The organism is Lachnoclostridium sp. An76 (genome assembly GCF_002161355.1).
Taxonomy (GTDB): Bacteria; Bacillota; Clostridia; order Lachnospirales; family Lachnospiraceae; genus Mediterraneibacter; species Mediterraneibacter caccavium.
On sequence record NZ_NFHL01000001.1, the window covers coordinates 23,847 to 41,813 of the forward strand.

Sequence of the window (17,967 nt, forward strand, 5' to 3'; positions counted from 1 at the left end):
TATGGAGAACAGCAGAATGAGTCTGGCCGAGAGGGAACTGGAGATCCCTGTATCTGAGCCGGAAAGACAATACTATTTTATCGAAAGGGCAAGGAAGGATCTGGAAAAAATGAAAGAGGCTGCCGGGCGGCAGCTTACTTTCTGCGTCACCACCTTTGGGTGCCAGATGAATGCGAGAGATTCTGAAAAACTTGTCGGCATACTGGAACAGATCGGGTACATAGAAGAGACAGACGAAGAAAAAGCAGATTTTGTCATCTACAATACGTGCACTGTGCGCGAAAATGCAAATCAGCGTGTGTACGGAAGACTTGGACAGCTCGGCCATATCAAGAAGAAAAACCCGCATATGATGATTGCTCTGTGCGGCTGCATGATGCAGGAGCCGGAAGTTGTGGAAAAGCTGAAGAAGAGCTATCGGTTTATCGACCTCATCTTTGGGACCCACAATATTTATAAATTTGCAGAGCTTCTCGCCACGCGCATGGAGTCCGGGCGCATGGTCATCGACATCTGGAAAGATACGGACAAGATCGTGGAGGACCTTCCGAGCGAGAGAAAGTATCCGTTTAAATCCGGGGTCAACATCATGTTTGGCTGCAATAATTTCTGCAGCTACTGTATCGTACCTTATGTAAGGGGGCGTGAGAGGAGCCGTGACCCGAAAGCGATCATCCGTGAGATCGAGCGGCTTGTCGCTGACGGCGTGGTGGAGGTCATGCTCCTGGGCCAGAATGTCAACTCTTACGGCAAGACTCTGGAAGAGCCGATGACATTTGCCCAGCTGTTAAAGGAGATCGAGAAGATAGACGGCCTGGAAAGGATCCGTTTCATGACTTCTCATCCAAAGGACCTCTCGGACGAACTGATCGAAGTAATGGGACAGTCAAAGAAGATCTGCCGTCATCTCCATCTCCCTGTCCAGTCAGGGAGCACGCGGATCCTGGAGAAGATGAACCGCAGATATACAAAAGAACACTATCTGGAGCTGGTCAGAAAGATCCGGGCGGCAGTGCCGGACATCTCCCTGACCACGGATATCATCGTGGGATTTCCGGGAGAGACAGAGGAAGATTTCCAGGAGACTCTGGATGTGGTGCGGCAGGTGCGGTATGACAGTGCCTTTACCTTTATTTACTCCAAACGGACCGGGACTCCTGCGGCGGCGATGGAAGACCAGGTCCCCGCGGACGTGGTGAAGGATCGTTTTGACCGCCTCCTGGCGGAAGTGCAGAGGATCGCCGGGGAAATGTGCGCCGTCCATCAGGGAAGCGTGCAGACTGTGCTCGTGGAATCCGTAAATGAGCATGATCCGAAGCTCATGACAGGACGGCTGAGTAATAACCTGCTCGTACACTTCCCGGGGGATGAGTCCCTCATCGGGAAACTGGTGGAGGTCAGTTTGGATGAGTGCAGGGGGTTCTACTACATCGGGAGGCAGATCTGTATTTGAGGGGGAGCCTTCCTTGTAAATATGCCGTCCGAAAACCGTGGGTTTAATGCAGACGTTTTCGCGGCGGGCGGGGATATGGCTCAGGTTCCGGTTCCGTAATCTGGGAAAGACGTAAAAGGGAGAAAGCATGGCTAAAAGCAATTGTCCGGCGGAAGATTCGGCTCCGCCTCAGGCATCCGCCGGACAATTAACGCCACGCTTTCTCCCTTTAAGTCTTTCCGGCAGATTACTCCAAGTCACCGCCGCCATATCCCCGCGCTGAATACGTCTTCCATCCCTGCGTTTCACTGTTTTCGTCCGATTTACTTGATCAGCCGGCTCCCCACAAATACAGATTTAAGGAATATTTTGCTGCCCCGTACATATATTGTGTAAAGAGGTGGACAAGATGGAAAGAAGGGATAGAAAAGCACAGATACTGAATATTCTGGCTAAGAATGTGCGCAGGATCGTGGAGAGGGATGTCCCGGATGTTTCCGGGCTCCAGGAGATCCGGCTCCGGACGGGGCAGCCGCTCCGGGTCCTGCGCGGAAACAGGGAAACTGTCCTGCCGGAAGAGGGACAGCCGCATATCGTTACTAAGGAAGAGATGAGGGAGACAATGGAGTATATCAGCCATTACTCCCTCTATGCATATGAAAATGAATTAAGGCAGGGTTTCCTGACAGTGGAAGGAGGGCACAGAGTAGGAGTGGCAGGAAAAGTGATCATGGAAAAAGACAAGGTGAAAAATATCCAGTACATATCATCCGTCAACATCCGTGTATCCCATGAGGTGCTCGGGTGCGCGGACAGACTCCTCCCGTATATCACGAAGAATATGCAGGTATGCCATACTCTGATCATCTCGCCGCCGTGCTGTGGGAAGACGACCCTGATCCGGGATCTGATCCGGCAGATCTCGGACGGCAACCAGTATGTGAAAGGCTGTTCTGTCGGGGTGGTGGATGAGCGCTCAGAGCTGGGCGGCTGTTATCTGGGGATCGCCCAGAACCACCTGGGCACGAGAACGGACATCCTGGACTGCTGTCCGAAAGCAGAAGGCATGATCATGCTGATCCGTTCTATGTCGCCGCAGGTGATCGCGGTGGATGAGATCGGTACAAGCGAGGATATCCATGCGATCGAATATGCCATGCAGTGCGGGTGCAAACTGATCGCCAGTGTACACGGGCTGGATATGGATGAGGCGACAAAGAAACCGGTACTCGGAGAGCTGATCAGGAGAAGGATGTTTGAGCGGTATGTGGTGCTGGGAAACGGGGAAAGGCCCGGGGAGATCCGGGGAGTCTATGATGAGCGGGGGAGCGTGCTGTGCAGAGAGTGATAGGGGGACTGCTGATCCTGACAGCGACAGGGGGAGCGGGATATGTATATGGAAAAGAATTGAAGAGGTATCTGGGGAGGCTTCTGTATTTCCGCTATGTGATGAGTCTGATCAAAGGTGAGATCGCCTACACCCATGCGCCGCTGCCGGAGATTTTTTCAGAGGTGGCAAGGAGAGTAAAAGAGCCTTATGACCGGTGGCTTATCCGGACAGCGGCGGAGATGGAGAAGAGAGACGAGTATGGATTTGCGCGGATGTGGAACCGATGCGTGGACAGATATCTCGGGGAGCTGAACCTGAAATATGAACATTCGATCCTGGTAAAAGAACCAGGGACATTTCTTGGAAGCCTGGAGAAAGATACGCTGGACCATGCGCTCCAGATGTACCTGAACAAGGTGGACCTGGAGATCGAAAAGCTGAGAGAGGGGCTGGCTTCAAAGATAAGAGTGGGAGGCTGTCTGGGTGTGATGAGCGGTGTTTTTCTCATTGTGATCCTGCTCTGAGTGTGGAGGGAGCATGAATATAAGTCTGATTTTTAAGATCGCGGCAGTGGGGATCCTTGTATCCATATTAAGCCAGGTGCTTAAGCACAGCGGCAGGGAAGAGCAGGCATTTCTGGCAAGCCTTGCCGGGCTGATCCTTGTGCTGTCATGGATCCTGCCGTATATATATGACCTCTTCCTGTCGATACGCCAGCTCTTCGCGCTTTGAGAGAACGCAGCGTAAGAGACGTCAGGAACAGGGACACTGAAATGAGGAGGTGGCAGAATGAGCATGATCCAGGTGGGGATCATCGGGGTCATCGGAGCGGTCCTTGCCATACAGCTCAAAAGCGGAAAGGCCGAGTATGGGATCTATGTCAGTGTGGCGGTAAGTATTGTCCTGTTTTCGTTTATCGTGGACAGGCTGGGAGTATTTATAAGTACAGTGGGACAGATCGCTTCCTATATCGATATGGATGCCGGCTACCTTGCCACCATGTTGAAAATGATCGGTATTACTTATATCGCGGAGTTTTCATCAGGCATCTGCAGAGATGCGGGATACCAGACGATAGCGGGACAGATTGAAATATTCGGGAAGCTGACGATACTGGCTCTCGGGATGCCTGTGCTTCTGGCTCTTCTTGAGACGATCCGGGAGTTTTTATCATGAGCGGCGGGAAAAGGCAGTTCCTGTTTACGATCTTCCTCGTCCTTCTTGTGTTCGGACTGGGAACGAGGATCGTGAATGCGGAGGAGCAAAAAAGCGGAGAAGGAGACGGGGATGCAGTCCAGGAGAAGATCGAGGAGGCGATCCTCTCGGAATTTGACTTTGATGAGATCGAGCAAAGCCTGCAGGAAATGTTCCCGGATGAAAAGATCGAGTTTGGGGATGTAGTGACAGCGCTTATGTCAGGGGATGCGGAGGAAGCGGGAGGCGTACTCCTGGATTTCCTGTCGGATGTGGTCTCCTATGAGTTCAGGTATAACTGGCACAATCTGGTCTATATACTGCTCATAGCCATTGCGGCGGCAGTATTCAGCAACTTTTCGGGAGCGTTTCAGAACCGTCAGATATCGGATATCAGTTTTTATGTACTGTACATGCTCCTGATCACGCTCTGCCTGACGTCCTTTCAGACAGCCGCGCAGGGACTGGAGGGGCGGCTGGACTCTGTGGTAGAATTCATGCGCGTCCTCTGCCCCAGTTATTTCCTGGCTGTGGCGTTTGCCTCTGGGAGTGTCACATCTGTATTCTTTTATAATGTGATCCTTTTGCTTATCTATGTAGTGGAGCTTGTGATCATCCGGTTTGTGCTGCCGGTCATCCACATTTATATCATGATCCGCGTCCTGGGCAATCTGACGGGGGAGGATTTTCTCTCAGAGTCCGCAGAACTGATGCACAAGGTGGTGGCGTGGATCCTGAAAACACTGCTGGCGTGTGTGATCGGAGTAAATGTCGTACAGGGGCTTCTGGCTCCTGCCATAGATACGCTGAAAAGAAGCGCGCTTACCAGGACCGCGGAAGCGCTGCCCTGGGTGGGGAATGCGATGGGCGGAGCCGCGGAGATCTTTTTGGGGACAGCGGTCCTGATAAAGAACGGTATCGGGATGGCAGGGGCAGTCATCGCGGTCCTCATCTGTCTCGGCCCGATCGTACAGCTGGCGCTGATGGCATTGATGTATAAGGTGGCGGCGGCTCTTGTGCAGCCGGTATCTGACAAAAGGATCACTGCGTGTATCAGCGGAGTCAGCGAGGGGTATGAACTCCTGGTCAGAGTCATTTTTACAGTGGGGCTTTTGTTCCTGCTGACGATCGCGGTCGTCGCAGCATCAACATCCTGAGCAGGACAAAAGAGACACGGACTTCTGCTGCTGATTTATCGCAGAGGAGAGACCAACACTGAAGAGGGATTAAAGCAGAGGAGCGGTTCACGCTGAGGGGGAAAGGTATGCTGGAAGAGATTTACGGATGGATACAGGATATCTCGGTCTATCTGATCGTGATGGCGGCTGTGATGCACGCCATACCCGGGAAGGATTACGGAAAATATATCCGGTTCTTTTCCGGTCTGGTGCTGATCCTGATGCTCTCGTCCCCTTTGCTCCGGCTGGCGGGAATGGAAGGGACATTCCGGACACTGTACAAAGGAAAAGAGTATGAGATGGAGCGCCGGGAGATCGAGCAGGCTGAGGAACTCTATGAGCAGTCTGGGATTTTTGATTTCCTCGGAACGGATCCGGAGGAAGAGGATGAGACAGGGGAGAGCAGTGTGGCAGATGGAGAGAAAATTTGGAATGGAAGTCAGGATAGCGGTGAGGCGGGCAGCCAGGATAGTGTTCAGGACGATGTCCAAAATGAGGGGATGATCGAAGTGGAGGAGATAGAGATTGGGAAGTGAAAAATGGAAGCAGTGGCTCTCGGGACTTCGCACAGGCGAGAAGCTGCCGAAGAAAAACCAGCTCCTCCTTATCCTGCTGGCGGGGATACTCCTCCTTGTTATCGTATTCCCTGTCCCTGAGCAGTCAGGAAGCAGCCCGGATCAGAAAACAGAAGATACAGAACAGGTTCTCTCGTCTGATATCCGGGATAACGGGGAGTATGAGAAATATCTGGAGGAGAAGACTGCCCGGGTCCTGGAGGATGTGGAAGGGGTCGGGGAAGTCACGGTGATGATCACACTGAAGTCGGACGGGCAGAAGATTATTGAGAAAGACCAGTCAAGCTCCAGCCAGTCCACGGACGAGGCGGACTCGGGCGGGGGCACAAGGAGCGTGGAGGACCAGTCATCAGACAAGACGAGCATCTATGAGCAGGCAGCAGACGGAACGTCCACACCCTATGTGAGCAAAGAGCTGGCTCCGGAAGTGGAGGGGGTGGTAGTGATCGCGGATGGCGGAGACAACGCAGTGGTCGCGCAGAATATTACTGAGGCGGTCCAGGCATTATTCGGAGTGGAGGCGCATAAGATTAAAATAATGAAACGGGCTTAATACATAGAAGGAGGATCATCAGTGTGAAACGATTATTTAAGAAAAACCAGATCATTATCGCAACGCTTGCGGTCATGATCGCAGTCGCCGGATATCTCAACTATTCCGGAAAGCTGTTCGGTGATTCCGCGGACGGCACGGAAGAGGCGAACGCAGACCTGGCGAATCAGGAGCTTCTGGATATTTCGCAGGAGGATCTGGAGACAGGGACAGAGGACATTGAGAGCAATGACTCTGAGGTGGAGGGCACGCCTGGGGAAGCAGTGCTGACAAGCGGCGGCGCGGAGACGACCGTAGCGCAGGCAAAGGTTACAAGAGAGCAGGTGCGCGCCCAGAATAAGGAGACGCTCCAGGGAATCATCGACAATACGAATCTAAGTGATGCGGAAAAGCAGTCCGCAGTGGATCAGATGGTACAGATGACCCAGATCGCGGAGCAGGAGGCGGCGATCGAGACGCTTATGGCGTCGAAAGGATTCTCTGAGGCAGTGGTAAGCCTTGACGCGGATTCAGCGGATGTGGTCGTTAAGGCGGAAGAGCTCACAGACGCCAACCGGGCGCAGATCGAGGATATCGTGACAAGGAAGACGGAGATCGCGCCGGAAAATATCGTGATCACGCCGATACACGAGTGAGCTTTCTCTGATGAAACGAAAAACAAAATTCAAAGACAGTCCATGTTCTATCCAGTACAATTTCATATTGCGCGTCATATAAAAAGCGAGTATAATAGCGTCGATGTGCATCGGCGCTTTTATCATTGGGAATGATAAGCCCGGATGCTTTTTCGAAAAGGAAGATTCAGATCATATAGAATAGAGGTAAAAGAATGTCTGATATGAAAAGCGAGATCAAGAAGAGACGGACCTTTGCCATCATCTCCCACCCGGATGCCGGCAAGACGACCCTGACAGAGAAATTCCTTCTCTACGGCGGCGTCATCAACACAGCGGGTTCCGTAAAAGGGAAGGCAACGGCAAAGCACGCGGTCTCAGACTGGATGGAGATCGAAAAAGAGAGAGGTATTTCGGTCACATCTTCAGTGCTCCAGTTTAATTACGGCGGATACTGTATCAATATCCTGGATACGCCGGGGCATCAGGACTTTTCGGAGGATACGTACCGCACTCTGATGGCGGCGGACTCCGCGGTCATGGTCATCGATGCGTCCAAGGGAGTGGAGGCACAGACGAGGAAGCTGTTCAAAGTCTGCGCCATGCGTCACATCCCGATCTTTACGTTTATCAATAAGATGGACCGGGATGCAAAGGATACCTTTGACCTTCTGGACGACATCGAGAAGGAGCTGGGGATCCCGACCTGCCCGGTGAACTGGCCCATCGGATCGGGAAAGGCGTTCAAAGGCGTCTATGACCGGCAGAAAAAGGAAGTGGAGCTTTTTTCTGATACAAGGAAGGGGACTTCCATCGGGGAAGTAAAGAAAGTGGATATCAATAATCCGGAGGTAGACTGGCTTATCGGCACAGAGGCAAAGGTGACTCTCAATGAAGAGATCGAGCTTCTTGACGGAGCGTCCGCTGAGTTCGACCAGGAACTGGTTGATAAAGGAGAACTCTCACCGGTATTTTTCGGATCCGCGCTGACAAATTTCGGCGTTGAGACCTTTCTCCAGCATTTCCTGGCGATGACGACATCACCGCTTCCGAGGATGTCTGACCACGGGATGATCGATCCGATGACAGAGCCGGATTTTTCAGCTTTTGTATTTAAGATCCAGGCGAATATGAACAAAGCCCACAGAGACAGGATCGCGTTTATGAGGATCTGTTCCGGCGAGTTCGACGCGGGGATGACCGTGTACCATGTCCAGGGCGGCAAGGATGTGCGCCTTTCCCAGCCACAGCAGATGATGGCGAGCGAGAGGAAGATCATAGACAAAGCGTACGGGGGCGATATCATCGGCGTCTTTGATCCGGGCATCTTCTCGATCGGCGATACGCTGACCACATCGAAGGAGAAGTTTGCTTACGAAGGGATACCCACCTTTGCGCCGGAGCATTTCGCCCGAGTGCGCCAGGTAGATACGATGAAGAGAAAACAGTTCGTCAAGGGCATCAACCAGATTGCCCAGGAAGGTGCGATCCAGATCTTCCAGGAATACAATACCGGTATGGAAGAGATCATCGTGGGCGTTGTCGGTGTGCTCCAGTTCGATGTGCTGAAATACCGTCTGAAAAATGAATATAATGTAGAGATCATCCTGGAGAACCTTCCGTATGAGCATATCCGTTGGATCGAGAATGAGGGCATCGATCTGGACCGCATCAGCGGAACCTCGGATATGAAGAAGATCAAAGACCTGAAAGACAGGCCGCTCCTTCTCTTTGTGCATGAGTGGAGCATCCGCATGACCCAGGAGCGTAACGAAGGACTGCTGCTGTCAGAGTTCGGACGATAAAAGGGACAGCAGGAGACATCAGGAGCCGGAACCGGTCCTGGTCCGATCAGGATCTGCCAGGACCCGTGCGGGGGAGCAGGGCAGAACTTTTTCTTTGCAAACACCGGGATATTTGTTATAATGGGGAAAGAGATCAGACAAAACGGGAGGTTTTGAATATGGCAAAGGACGAGAGAAACACATATACCATACAGAACGACGCAAGTCTCGGAGAAGTGAAGATCGCGGATGAGGTTGTGGCGATCATCGCGGCGCTTGCGGCGACAGAGGTTGAGGGCGTTGCATCCATGGCAGGAAATATCACAAATGAAGTGATCGGAAAGCTGGGGATCAAGAACCTGTCCAAAGGCGTAAAAGTGGATGTCCTTGAAGGCGTTGTCACTGTATCGCTTGCGCTGAACCTGAAATATAATTACAATATCATGGATGTGACGGGCAAGGTGCAGGAAAAAGTGAAGAATGCTGTGGAGAATATGACAGGGCTTGAAGTGGCTGACGTCAATATCAAAGTGGCAGGTGTTGAGATGGAGAAGCAGGATTAAGCCGTCCTGCGGGGCAGACTGCCTTTGCGTGATAAAGGATGTCGTAAGACATCCTTTTTCTGTAAGCATGGAGCGCCTCAGCAGAAATGTTACTTCCGTTACTAATAGAAGAAAGGAAACAGTATGGTTAGGACAGAACTGAGAGAACACATTTTTAAGATGCTGTTCCAGATCGAATTTAATGATCCCGCGGACATGCCGGATCACCTGAAATATTATTTTGAGACACTGGATGACGCGGGTGATAAAGAGATAAATTATATCCGGGAAAAATACGAGGCTGTGGTCAGCCATCTCCCGGAGATCGATGCGCTCCTGAATGAGAATGCAAAGGGATGGAAGACCGCCCGGATGAATAAGGTCGACCTGACGATCTTAAGGCTGGCAGTCTATGAGATGAAATGGGATGAGGATATCCCGGACGGTGTCGCGATCAATGAGGCAGTAGAACTGGCAAAGCGTTTCGGCGGTGAGAGCAGTTCGTCATTTGTAAACGGGATCCTCGGAAAACTTGCGAAACAGGAGTCCTGAGGATGAAAAACGTCTATACGGTGAAGCAGGTCAATTCTTATATCAAGAATATGTTCACCCAGGATTTCATGCTGAGCCGGATCTATGTAAAGGGAGAAATCTCTAACTGTAAATACCACACATCAGGACATATCTATTTTTCCCTGAAAGACGAGTCAGGCACCATCGCATGCGTAATGTTCGCGGGATCGAGGGCTGGACTCTCCTTTCGGCTGCAGGACGGGCAGCAGGTGATCGTCCTCGGGGCAGTGAGCGTCTATGAGAGAGACGGGAAATACCAGCTCTACGCAAGGGAGATCGTGCGAGATGGAGTGGGCGCGCTTTACGAACGTTTTGAGGCGTTGAAGAAGGAACTCTCGGAGATGGGGATGTTTGCTACCGAGTACAAGCAGCCGATCCCCAGGTATGTGAGCACTGTGGGTATCGTTACCGCTCCCACCGGGGCTGCGGTCCGGGATATCATCAATATCGCGGGCAGGCGCAATCCTTATGTGCAGCTGATCCTGTATCCGGCCCAGGTCCAGGGAGATGGCGCGGCTCAGAGCGTGGCGCAGGGGATACGTGCCCTGGAGAAAAAGCAGGTGGATGTGATCATTGTCGGCCGCGGCGGCGGGAGCATCGAGGATCTGTGGGCGTTCAATGAGGAGACGGTGGCGCGGGCTATTTTTGACTGTACGGTTCCGATCATTTCAGCAGTGGGACATGAGACTGACACAACGATCGCGGATTTTGTGGCTGACATGCGCGCTCCCACCCCCTCTGCCGCCGCCGAGCTGGCGGTATATGATGTCAGGGAAGTGAGAGAGCGGCTCCTGGCTTACCGGGAAGCGCTTCGGCGGACGATACGGCTTGAGACAGAGACACGTCGGAAGATCCTGGAGCACGCGGCTCTCCGGCTGAAGCTTGCCCATCCGCGCCAGAGGCTGAATGAGAGCCGTCAGTACGCGGCGGATCTGGATACTAAGATCCGTGCGCTCATGACAGAGAGACTGACGAGAGAGCAGCACAGGCTGGCGCTGTGCGTTGAAAAGATGAAAGGGCTCTCGCCGCTTCTGAAGCTCAGCCAGGGGTATTCTTATGTCCAGAGCGAAGACGGGAAAAACGTAAAGAGCATCGCACAGGCTGAACAGGGGCAGTGCCTTGATATTTATGTGACCGACGGGAAAATACGGGCTCAGGTACTGGCGGCAGAGCCATTATCCTACCCGGGCAGAGAGATGTCCGGCGAAGAGAGGCGCAGGGAGGAGAAATAACGTGGAGGCAGGAGACATGACAACAGCAGATGTGAAAGAAGGGCAGCAGGAAGAAAAGCCCAGCCTGGAAGAAATGTTCGCACAGCTTGAAGGCGTGATCGGGGAGATGGAAGAAGACGGGATCTCTCTGGAGCGCTCCTTTGATCTGTATAACAAAGGCATGGGGCTTTTAAAAGAGTGCAGCAGATCCATCGATGAGGTGGAAAAGAAAGTGCTCATTCTGGATGAGGATGGAGAGACGCATGAATTTTAAAGAAGAATATCAGAACCGTATCGGATCGATAGAAAATATATTAAAGAAGTATCTTCCCCGTCAGGAAGGATATCAGAAGATCATCATGGAGGCGATGGAGTACAGCCTTATGGCAGGCGGGAAGCGGCTCCGCCCTATGCTGATGAAGGAGTCTTATGCCCTGTTCGGTGGAGAGGGGGAGATCATAGAGCCCTTTATGGCCGCGATCGAGATGATCCACACATATTCGCTGGTCCATGACGACCTTCCGGCGATGGATAATGATGAGTACCGCAGGGGAAGGAAGACGACTCATGTAGTGTACGGAGAGGACATGGGGATCCTGGCCGGAGACGCGCTTTTGAACTACGCCTTTGAGACTGCCTGCCGCGCTTTTGATATCGCTCCGGAAGAGAGCGGGCGCATCGGACAGGCGCTTAAGATACTGGCAGGAAAAGCCGGGATTTATGGCATGATCGGAGGCCAGGTCGTGGATGTGAAGGAGTCCGGACACATCCTGACAGGGGACATGCTTGATTTTATCTACCGGCTGAAGACGAGCGCACTGATCGAATCATCTATGATGATCGGAGCTGTGCTGGCTGGCGCGGGCGCTGAGGATACGGAGAAGATGGAGCAGATCGCCCGGGGGATCGGGCTGGCATTCCAGATCCAGGACGATATCCTGGATGTCACGAGCACCACGGAAGTACTGGGCAAACCGGTGCACAGCGATGAAAAGAACGAGAAGACAACCTATGTGACCTGGAAAGGACTGGAGGGATCTAAACAGGAGGTCTCACGCATGACGGAAGAGGCAGTCCGCGCTCTGCGCACGATACAGCCGGACGGCGGATTCCTCGAAGAGCTCCTGAAAAGCCTCGTATACAGGGAAAAATAAGGGGGATCACAATGGTACTTGAGATGATCCGTAAGGAAAATGACATAAAAAAACTGGATGAAGGGCAGTTAAAGGAGCTTGCCGGCGAGATCCGGCAGTTCCTGATCGAGAAGATCAGCCGGACAGGGGGGCATCTTGCCTCCAACCTGGGCGTGGTGGAGCTGACGATGGCACTCCATCTGACGCTGGACTTCCCGGAGGATAAGCTGATCTGGGATGTGGGACATCAGTCCTACACGCATAAGCTGCTCACCGGGAGAAAGGACGGATTTGACGATCTGCGCAAATATGGCGGCATGAGCGGGTTTCCGAAGAGGAAGGAGAGCCCCTGCGATGCGTTTGACACAGGCCATAGTTCTACTTCGATCTCTGCGGGCCTGGGCTATGTGGCAGCGAGAGAGCTTTTGGGACAGGACCACAGCGTGGTGTCTGTGATCGGTGACGGCTCGCTCACAGGCGGTATGGCGTACGAAGCGCTCAACAATGCTTCCAGGCTGAAGAGCAATTTCATTATCGTGCTCAATGACAATAATATGTCGATCTCAGAGAATGTGGGCGGGATGTCAAAGTACTTAAGCGGGCTGAGGACCGCACAGGCATACACAGACTTGAAAAAGGGAGTGGAGGATACGCTGAAGAGGATCCCGGGCAGAGGCGACCGCATTGTGAGCCAGATCCGTAAGACAAAGAGCGGGATCAAGCAGCTCCTTGTACCGGGGATGTTTTTTGAGGATATGGACATCACCTATCTGGGACCGGTGGACGGCCATGATATCCGCAAACTTCTGAAAGTTTTCAATGAGGCGAAGCGGGTGGACCATGCGGTCCTTGTCCATGTGATCACAAAGAAGGGAAAAGGCTATGCGCCGGCTGAGAAAGACCCCGCGAAGTTCCACGGCCCCGGTCCGTTTGATATAGAGACCGGAGAGCCGAAAGCTTCCGGCGGCCCGGACACTTATACCCAGGTATTCTCCAAGGTCCTGACCGATATTGGAAGACGGGACGATAAGGTAGTGGCGATCACAGCGGCAATGGCGGACGGCACAGGGCTTGCTTCTTTTGCGAAGCATTTCCCCCAGAGGTTTTTTGACGTGGGGATCGCGGAGGAACATGCCATGACATTTGCGGCAGGGCTTGCCGCAGGAGGAATGAAACCAGTGTTTGCCGTGTATTCTTCCTTCTTGCAGAGGGCGTACGACCAGACACTACATGATGTCTGTCTCCAGGACCTGCCGGTCGTGATCGCGGTGGACCGCGCGGGACTCGTGGGAAGCGACGGCGAGACGCACCAGGGAGTGTTCGACCTTTCTTTTCTGACAATGATACCGAACATGACGGTCATTTCTCCGAAGAACCGATGGGAAATGGCAGATATGCTGCGGTTCGCCGTAGATTTTCAGCATCCTGTTGCTGTCCGGTATCCCAGAGGAGCGGCTTATGAAGGGATGAGGCAGTTCAGGGCGCCTATCGAGTACGGGAAAAGCGAAGTCCTCTATGAGGAGGAAGACATTGCGGTCATCTTTGTGGGACATATGGCGGAGCTGGCGGACAGCGTGCGCCGCAGCCTGAAAGAGACCGGGTACAGCTGCAGCCTGATCAACGCCCGTTTTGTCAAACCGCTGGATACAGAACTTTTGGAAGAGCTTGCAAAAGACCATTCCCTGTTCGTGACGATCGAGGAAAACGTGCTCACTGGCGGATTCGGAGAACAGGTCATGGACTATGTCTTACGCGCGGCTCTGGATGTACATGTCCGTAATATCGGGATCCCGGATGAGTATGTGGAACACGGGAATGTAGAAGTGCTCAGAAAAGAGACCGGTCTGGACAGGGAAACTGTCGTGAAGCAGGTGGTCACAGATTATCTGAGGCTTATGGAAAATAACGAAAAAGGAAATTGACATGAAAGAACGTTTGGATGTACTGCTTGTAAAGAGAAATCTTGCAGAATCAAGAGAAAAGGCAAAGGCTGTCATTATGGCGGGAAATGTCTTTGTGGATGGACAGAGAGAAGATAAAGCCGGAAGCACATTTCCCCCGGAAGTGAGCATCGAAGTCAGAGGACATGTCCTGCCCTATGTGAGCAGGGGCGGGCTGAAGCTGGAAAAGGCTCTTGCCAATTTTGACGTGGATGTAAAGGACTGTGTGTGCACGGACGTCGGATCTTCTACCGGAGGATTTACAGACTGTATGCTCCAGAACGGCGCGAAGAAGGTCTTTGCCATTGATGTGGGGAGAGGGCAGCTGGACTGGAAGCTGCGCAATGATCCCAGGGTGGTATGTATGGAAAAGACGAATATCCGCTATGTGACACCGGAGGACATCGGAGAGCCTGTGGATTTTTCGTCTATTGACGTATCCTTTATCTCCCTTACGAAAGTGCTGACCCCGATCCGGGATTACCTGAAGGCGGACGGGGAGATCGTAGCTCTGATCAAGCCCCAGTTCGAGGCAGGCAGGGAGAAGGTCGGCAAAAAGGGCGTGGTCAGGGAAAAGAGCACCCACCGGGAAGTGATCCGCAAGGTGATGGATCATGCGCAGAGTATCGGGTTTGACTTATGTGCCCTGGACTTCTCTCCGATCAAAGGGCCTGAGGGAAATATCGAATACCTGATCCATCTGAAAAAATCCGGCGGAGCTGAGGGGGAAAACAGAGGGATCGACCCGGATGCGGTAGTGGACCGGGCTTTTGAAGAGCTTGCAAAGTAGACATCAAGAGGTGTGACATGGACTGCTTTTATATCATAACGAATAAACTCAAGGATAAAGATTACGCGATCACCAATGAGATCCGGCAGTATATCGAGGACCACGGGAAGAGGTGCTTCCTGTCAGAAAAGGACGGGGAAGGGCATATCATACCAGGAACGGTCCCAGAGGAAGCACAGTGCGGGCTTGTACTCGGGGGCGACGGGACGCTGATCCGGGCGGTCCGGGACCTGGGGGAACACAGCCTCCCTCTCCTCGGCATCAATCTGGGGACTTTGGGCTATCTGGCGGATGTGGAGCTGAAAGACTTCCGGGAAGCGCTGGACCGGCTTTTTGAAGGGCAGCCGGAGATCGAGGAGCGCATGATGCTGGAAGGTTCTTTCCGGGGGGCAAGGAAAGACATTGCCATGAATGATATTGTCCTGGCGCGGGAAGGAAAGGTCCGGATCGTCAGCTTCAATATCTATGTGAACGGCGCTCTGCTCAATACGTACCAGGCTGACGGCGTCATTCTGTCGACTCCCACAGGCAGTACGGGATACAACCTCTCTGCCGGAGGACCGGTCGTGGAGCCCACGGCGCAGATGATCGTGATCACTCCGATCTGTTCCCATGCGCTGAATACAAGCAGTGTGGTGCTCTCCGCGGACGACCTTATCGAGGTGGAAGTCTGCGAGGGGCGTTACGGCAGGCAGGAACAGGTATCCCTCTGCTTTGACGGGGCGGAGCAGACGACTCTTGTCACAGGGGAGAGGGTCTGTATCAGGCGCGCAGGGCAGAAGGCAAAGCTGATCAAGCTGAGCAGAGAGAGTTTTATGAAGACCATGCGCAAAAAGATGAAAGGAAATTAAAAAAATGAAAATCAGCCGGCATGCAAAGATCATTGAACTGATCAGCCAATATGATATCGAGACTCAGGAGGAGCTTGCGGAATACCTGAACAAGGCAGGGTTCAAAGTGACCCAGGCGACGGTGTCCAGGGATATCCGGGATCTGAAACTGACGAAAGTGTCCGTGGGCGCGGGAAAACAGAAGTATGTCGTGCACCGGCAGGAAGAGCCGGAAATGAGCGAAAAATATATCCGGGTGCTCAGAGACGGCTATGTGTCCATGGATATGGCGCAGAATATCCTGGTGATCAAGACGGTGTCCGGGATGGCGATGGCGGTGGCGGTCGCTGTGGATTCCATGAAGTGGAATGAAGTCGTGGGCTGCATCGCGGGGGATGACACGATCATGTGCGCGATCCGCACCGTGGAGGATACAGTGGCTGTCATGGACAAGATCAGGAAGATCATTTCAAAAGGAGAATAGGTGTCAGTATGTTGCAGAACCTTCATGTAAAAAACCTGGCTCTGATCGATGAGACAGAAGTGGATTTCGGACCCGGGCTCAATATCCTTACCGGAGAGACCGGGGCGGGGAAATCGATCCTCTTAGGTTCCGTGGGGCTTGCCCTGGGGGCGAAGTACAGCGCGGATATGCTGAGGAACGGCACAGACAGCGGGCTCGTGGAGCTGACCTTTGCCGTGGACGATGAAAAACTGAAAAAAAGGCTGGAAGCTCTGGATATCTTTCCGGAAGGAAATATGGTCACTCTGAGCCGCAGGCTGATGCAGGGCAGGAGCTTAAGCAGGATCAACGGAGAGACCGTGAGCATGTCCACGCTCAGAGATGCCGCCAGCATGCTGATCGATATCCACGGACAGCATGACAACCAGACCCTCCTGAACAGGAAGAACCATCTCGCCCTGCTCGATCTGTACGCCGGGGAAGAGATCCGGCCGGTGAAGGAGGAGATGAGGGAATGCTACCGCAGATATCAGGAGATCTGCAGGCAGGAGGAAGCGTGTTCCCTGGATGAGGAAGGGCGGAGACGGGAGCTCTCCCTTGCAGAATTCGAAGTAAATGAGATCGAGGAGGCTGCTCCCGCGCCCGGGGAGGATGAAGAACTCGAGGAGCTTTACCGAAGGATGACAGAGAGCAGGAAGATCACGGAAGCAGTGGGAGAGACGTACCGCTATACATGTGAGGACGCTGCCGGCAATGCCAGCGACTGCTTAAGCCGGGCGATCCGCGCTTTTCAGGATGCGGCGGAATTCGATGAGACAGGGGCGCAGCTGTACAGCCAGCTCCTGGATGCCGACAGCCTGCTCAATGATTTTAACCGGGAACTCTCCGAGTATGCGAAAAGCTTTGAATTTTCTGAGGATGAATTCAAAGAGACTGAGGAACGGCTGAATCTTATAAATCATCTAAAGGCAAAATATGGAAATTCTGTCAGTGAGATCCTCGCATACTGCGAGGAAAAAAAGAAAAGAATAGAAGAACTGACAGATTATGATTCATACATGGAGAAGATCCGGGAAGAAAAAGAGCGTGCCCTGGCGGATGTGCAGGATGTGACAGACAGGCTGAGCGGGATACGCAGGAAATACGCTTCTGAATTTGCGGATGCGATCCGGGAGCAGATGGCAGAGCTTAATTTCATGGATACAAGGCTGGAACTCCGCGTTGCGGACAGCGGGCATTTCAGTACAAACGGAAGGGATGAGGCAGAGTTTTATCTCGCCGTGAATCCGGGAGAACCAATGAAGGCTCTGGGCAATATCGCGTCTGGCGGTGAGCTTTCCCGTATCATGCTGGCGCTGAAGGCTGTCCTGGCGGATGAGGAAGATACGCCCACACTGATCTTCGATGAGATCGATGCGGGGATCTCCGGCATCACAGCCGGAAAGGTGGCGGAAAAGCTCCGACTGATCGGGAAAAGCCGGCAGGTGATCTGCATTACCCATCTGCCGCAGATCGCCGCGGCAGCGGATGTGCATTTTGTGATCAGAAAAGAAGCGGAAGGTCATTCCGTGCAGACCCGCATCCATCTCCTGGATGAGGAGGCATCTGTCGGCGAGCTGGCAAGGCTGCTCGGCGGGGCGAGCGTGACAGAGCACATCGTGGAAAGCGCGAGAGAGATGAAAGAATTGGCAAAGAGTGAAATATAATACCAGTGTGAAAAGGCGGAAACCCACACATACTAGGAACGGATACGGCGCAGGTATCCGTTTCTTTTTTCTTACCGGAGAAAGGATGTTTATCTTCATAGCAGGAAGAAAGAATGTTT

20 protein-coding genes are annotated in these 17,967 nt (G+C 52.9%); all 20 read left to right on the forward strand.

Going from position 1 to position 17,967, the window contains the following annotated elements; translation table 11 throughout:
• Position 1: 1 nt before the first annotated feature.
• The 20 genes from miaB to recN all read left to right on the forward strand — a co-directional run bounded on the left by miaB (position 2) and on the right by recN (position 17,848).
• On the forward strand, positions 2–1,453 hold the full coding sequence (miaB, locus tag B5G27_RS00160) for a tRNA (N6-isopentenyl adenosine(37)-C2)-methylthiotransferase MiaB (RefSeq protein WP_087177690.1): 1,452 nt from the start codon (positions 2–4) through the stop codon (positions 1,451–1,453).
• Between the two features lie 388 nt (positions 1,454–1,841).
• Entirely contained in the window at positions 1,842–2,780 is a 939-nt protein-coding gene (gene spoIIIAA, locus B5G27_RS00165) for a stage III sporulation protein AA (protein ID WP_087176977.1), read from the forward strand.
• Entirely contained in the window at positions 2,768–3,286 is a 519-nt protein-coding gene (locus B5G27_RS00170; RefSeq protein WP_087176978.1) for a stage III sporulation protein AB, read from the forward strand. Before spoIIIAA ends, B5G27_RS00170 begins: the two co-directional genes overlap by 13 nt.
• Positions 3,287–3,299: 13 nt before the next feature.
• Positions 3,300–3,494, forward strand: coding sequence for a stage III sporulation protein AC (gene spoIIIAC, locus B5G27_RS00175; protein WP_087176979.1), 195 nt, complete (start codon positions 3,300–3,302; stop codon positions 3,492–3,494).
• A gap of 57 nt (positions 3,495–3,551) precedes the next feature.
• Positions 3,552–3,938 (forward strand): SpoIIIAC/SpoIIIAD family protein, encoded by a 387-nt coding sequence (locus tag B5G27_RS00180; protein WP_087176980.1) that lies wholly within the window; start codon positions 3,552–3,554, stop codon positions 3,936–3,938.
• Positions 3,935–5,113: a stage III sporulation protein AE gene (locus B5G27_RS00185; protein WP_087176981.1), complete on the forward strand. Its 1,179-nt coding sequence runs from the start codon at positions 3,935–3,937 to the stop codon at positions 5,111–5,113. The genes B5G27_RS00180 and B5G27_RS00185 overlap by 4 nt, the downstream gene beginning before the upstream one ends.
• A 107-nt stretch (positions 5,114–5,220) precedes the next feature.
• Positions 5,221–5,670: a stage III sporulation protein AF gene (locus B5G27_RS00190; RefSeq protein ID WP_087176982.1), complete on the forward strand. Its 450-nt coding sequence runs from the start codon at positions 5,221–5,223 to the stop codon at positions 5,668–5,670.
• Positions 5,660–6,262, forward strand: coding sequence for a stage III sporulation protein AG (locus B5G27_RS00195; RefSeq protein WP_087176983.1), 603 nt, complete (start codon positions 5,660–5,662; stop codon positions 6,260–6,262). The genes B5G27_RS00190 and B5G27_RS00195 overlap by 11 nt, the downstream gene beginning before the upstream one ends.
• A 23-nt stretch (positions 6,263–6,285) precedes the next feature.
• A complete protein-coding gene (locus tag B5G27_RS00200) occupies positions 6,286–6,897 on the forward strand; it encodes a SpoIIIAH-like family protein (RefSeq protein WP_087176984.1) in 612 nt (203 codons plus the stop codon).
• 194 nt (positions 6,898–7,091) lie between these two features.
• Positions 7,092–8,681, forward strand: a complete 1,590-nt coding sequence (locus B5G27_RS00205; RefSeq protein ID WP_087176985.1) for a peptide chain release factor 3 — start codon at positions 7,092–7,094, stop codon at positions 8,679–8,681.
• A gap of 158 nt (positions 8,682–8,839) precedes the next feature.
• A complete protein-coding gene (locus B5G27_RS00210) occupies positions 8,840–9,223 on the forward strand; it encodes an Asp23/Gls24 family envelope stress response protein (RefSeq protein WP_087176986.1) in 384 nt (127 codons plus the stop codon).
• A gap of 123 nt (positions 9,224–9,346) precedes the next feature.
• The gene (gene nusB / locus B5G27_RS00215) at positions 9,347–9,754 is read left to right on the forward strand and encodes a transcription antitermination factor NusB (RefSeq protein ID WP_087176987.1); all 408 of its coding nucleotides are present in this window, start codon (positions 9,347–9,349) and stop codon (positions 9,752–9,754) included.
• A gap of 2 nt (positions 9,755–9,756) precedes the next feature.
• Positions 9,757–11,007, forward strand: a complete 1,251-nt coding sequence (gene xseA, locus B5G27_RS00220) for an exodeoxyribonuclease VII large subunit (protein WP_087176988.1) — start codon at positions 9,757–9,759, stop codon at positions 11,005–11,007.
• Between the two features lie 16 nt (positions 11,008–11,023).
• Positions 11,024–11,260, forward strand: a complete 237-nt coding sequence (gene xseB / locus B5G27_RS00225; protein WP_143449620.1) for an exodeoxyribonuclease VII small subunit — start codon at positions 11,024–11,026, stop codon at positions 11,258–11,260.
• Positions 11,250–12,140 (forward strand): polyprenyl synthetase family protein, encoded by an 891-nt coding sequence (locus B5G27_RS00230; protein ID WP_087176989.1) that lies wholly within the window; start codon positions 11,250–11,252, stop codon positions 12,138–12,140. The genes xseB and B5G27_RS00230 overlap by 11 nt, the downstream gene beginning before the upstream one ends.
• A gap of 11 nt (positions 12,141–12,151) precedes the next feature.
• Positions 12,152–14,041, forward strand: coding sequence for a 1-deoxy-D-xylulose-5-phosphate synthase (dxs, locus tag B5G27_RS00235; RefSeq protein WP_087176990.1), 1,890 nt, complete (start codon positions 12,152–12,154; stop codon positions 14,039–14,041).
• Position 14,042: 1 nt separating this feature from the next.
• Positions 14,043–14,849 (forward strand): TlyA family RNA methyltransferase, encoded by an 807-nt coding sequence (locus tag B5G27_RS00240; RefSeq protein WP_087176991.1) that lies wholly within the window; start codon positions 14,043–14,045, stop codon positions 14,847–14,849.
• A gap of 17 nt (positions 14,850–14,866) precedes the next feature.
• Positions 14,867–15,700, forward strand: a complete 834-nt coding sequence (locus B5G27_RS00245; protein WP_087176992.1) for an NAD(+)/NADH kinase — start codon at positions 14,867–14,869, stop codon at positions 15,698–15,700.
• 4 nt (positions 15,701–15,704) lie between these two features.
• Complete coding sequence (argR, locus tag B5G27_RS00250; RefSeq protein WP_087176993.1) at positions 15,705–16,163, forward strand: arginine repressor; 459 nt, start codon at positions 15,705–15,707, stop codon at positions 16,161–16,163.
• An 8-nt stretch (positions 16,164–16,171) separates the two neighbouring features.
• Positions 16,172–17,848, forward strand: coding sequence for a DNA repair protein RecN (recN, locus tag B5G27_RS00255; protein ID WP_087176994.1), 1,677 nt, complete (start codon positions 16,172–16,174; stop codon positions 17,846–17,848).
• The last annotated feature ends 119 nt before the right edge of the window (positions 17,849–17,967 follow it).

Bases quoted from the DNA above. Each gene is read 5' to 3' on its own strand.
- miaB (WP_087177690.1), top strand. From the start codon at position 2: ATGGAGAACAGCAGAATGAGTCTGGCCGAGAGGGAACTGGAGATCCCT.
- spoIIIAA (WP_087176977.1), top strand. From the start codon at position 1,842: ATGGAAAGAAGGGATAGAAAAGCACAGATACTGAATATTCTGGCTAAG.
- spoIIIAC (WP_087176979.1), top strand. From the start codon at position 3,300: ATGAATATAAGTCTGATTTTTAAGATCGCGGCAGTGGGGATCCTTGTA.
- B5G27_RS00180 (WP_087176980.1), top strand. From the start codon at position 3,552: ATGAGCATGATCCAGGTGGGGATCATCGGGGTCATCGGAGCGGTCCTT.
- B5G27_RS00185 (WP_087176981.1), top strand. From the start codon at position 3,935: ATGAGCGGCGGGAAAAGGCAGTTCCTGTTTACGATCTTCCTCGTCCTT.
- B5G27_RS00190 (WP_087176982.1), top strand. From the start codon at position 5,221: ATGCTGGAAGAGATTTACGGATGGATACAGGATATCTCGGTCTATCTG.
- B5G27_RS00205 (WP_087176985.1), top strand. From the start codon at position 7,092: ATGTCTGATATGAAAAGCGAGATCAAGAAGAGACGGACCTTTGCCATC.
- B5G27_RS00210 (WP_087176986.1), top strand. From the start codon at position 8,840: ATGGCAAAGGACGAGAGAAACACATATACCATACAGAACGACGCAAGT.
- nusB (WP_087176987.1), top strand. From the start codon at position 9,347: ATGGTTAGGACAGAACTGAGAGAACACATTTTTAAGATGCTGTTCCAG.
- xseA (WP_087176988.1), top strand. From the start codon at position 9,757: ATGAAAAACGTCTATACGGTGAAGCAGGTCAATTCTTATATCAAGAAT.
- xseB (WP_143449620.1), top strand. From the start codon at position 11,024: ATGACAACAGCAGATGTGAAAGAAGGGCAGCAGGAAGAAAAGCCCAGC.
- B5G27_RS00230 (WP_087176989.1), top strand. From the start codon at position 11,250: ATGAATTTTAAAGAAGAATATCAGAACCGTATCGGATCGATAGAAAAT.
- dxs (WP_087176990.1), top strand. From the start codon at position 12,152: ATGGTACTTGAGATGATCCGTAAGGAAAATGACATAAAAAAACTGGAT.
- B5G27_RS00240 (WP_087176991.1), top strand. From the start codon at position 14,043: ATGAAAGAACGTTTGGATGTACTGCTTGTAAAGAGAAATCTTGCAGAA.
- B5G27_RS00245 (WP_087176992.1), top strand. From the start codon at position 14,867: ATGGACTGCTTTTATATCATAACGAATAAACTCAAGGATAAAGATTAC.
- argR (WP_087176993.1), top strand. From the start codon at position 15,705: ATGAAAATCAGCCGGCATGCAAAGATCATTGAACTGATCAGCCAATAT.
- recN (WP_087176994.1), top strand. From the start codon at position 16,172: ATGTTGCAGAACCTTCATGTAAAAAACCTGGCTCTGATCGATGAGACA.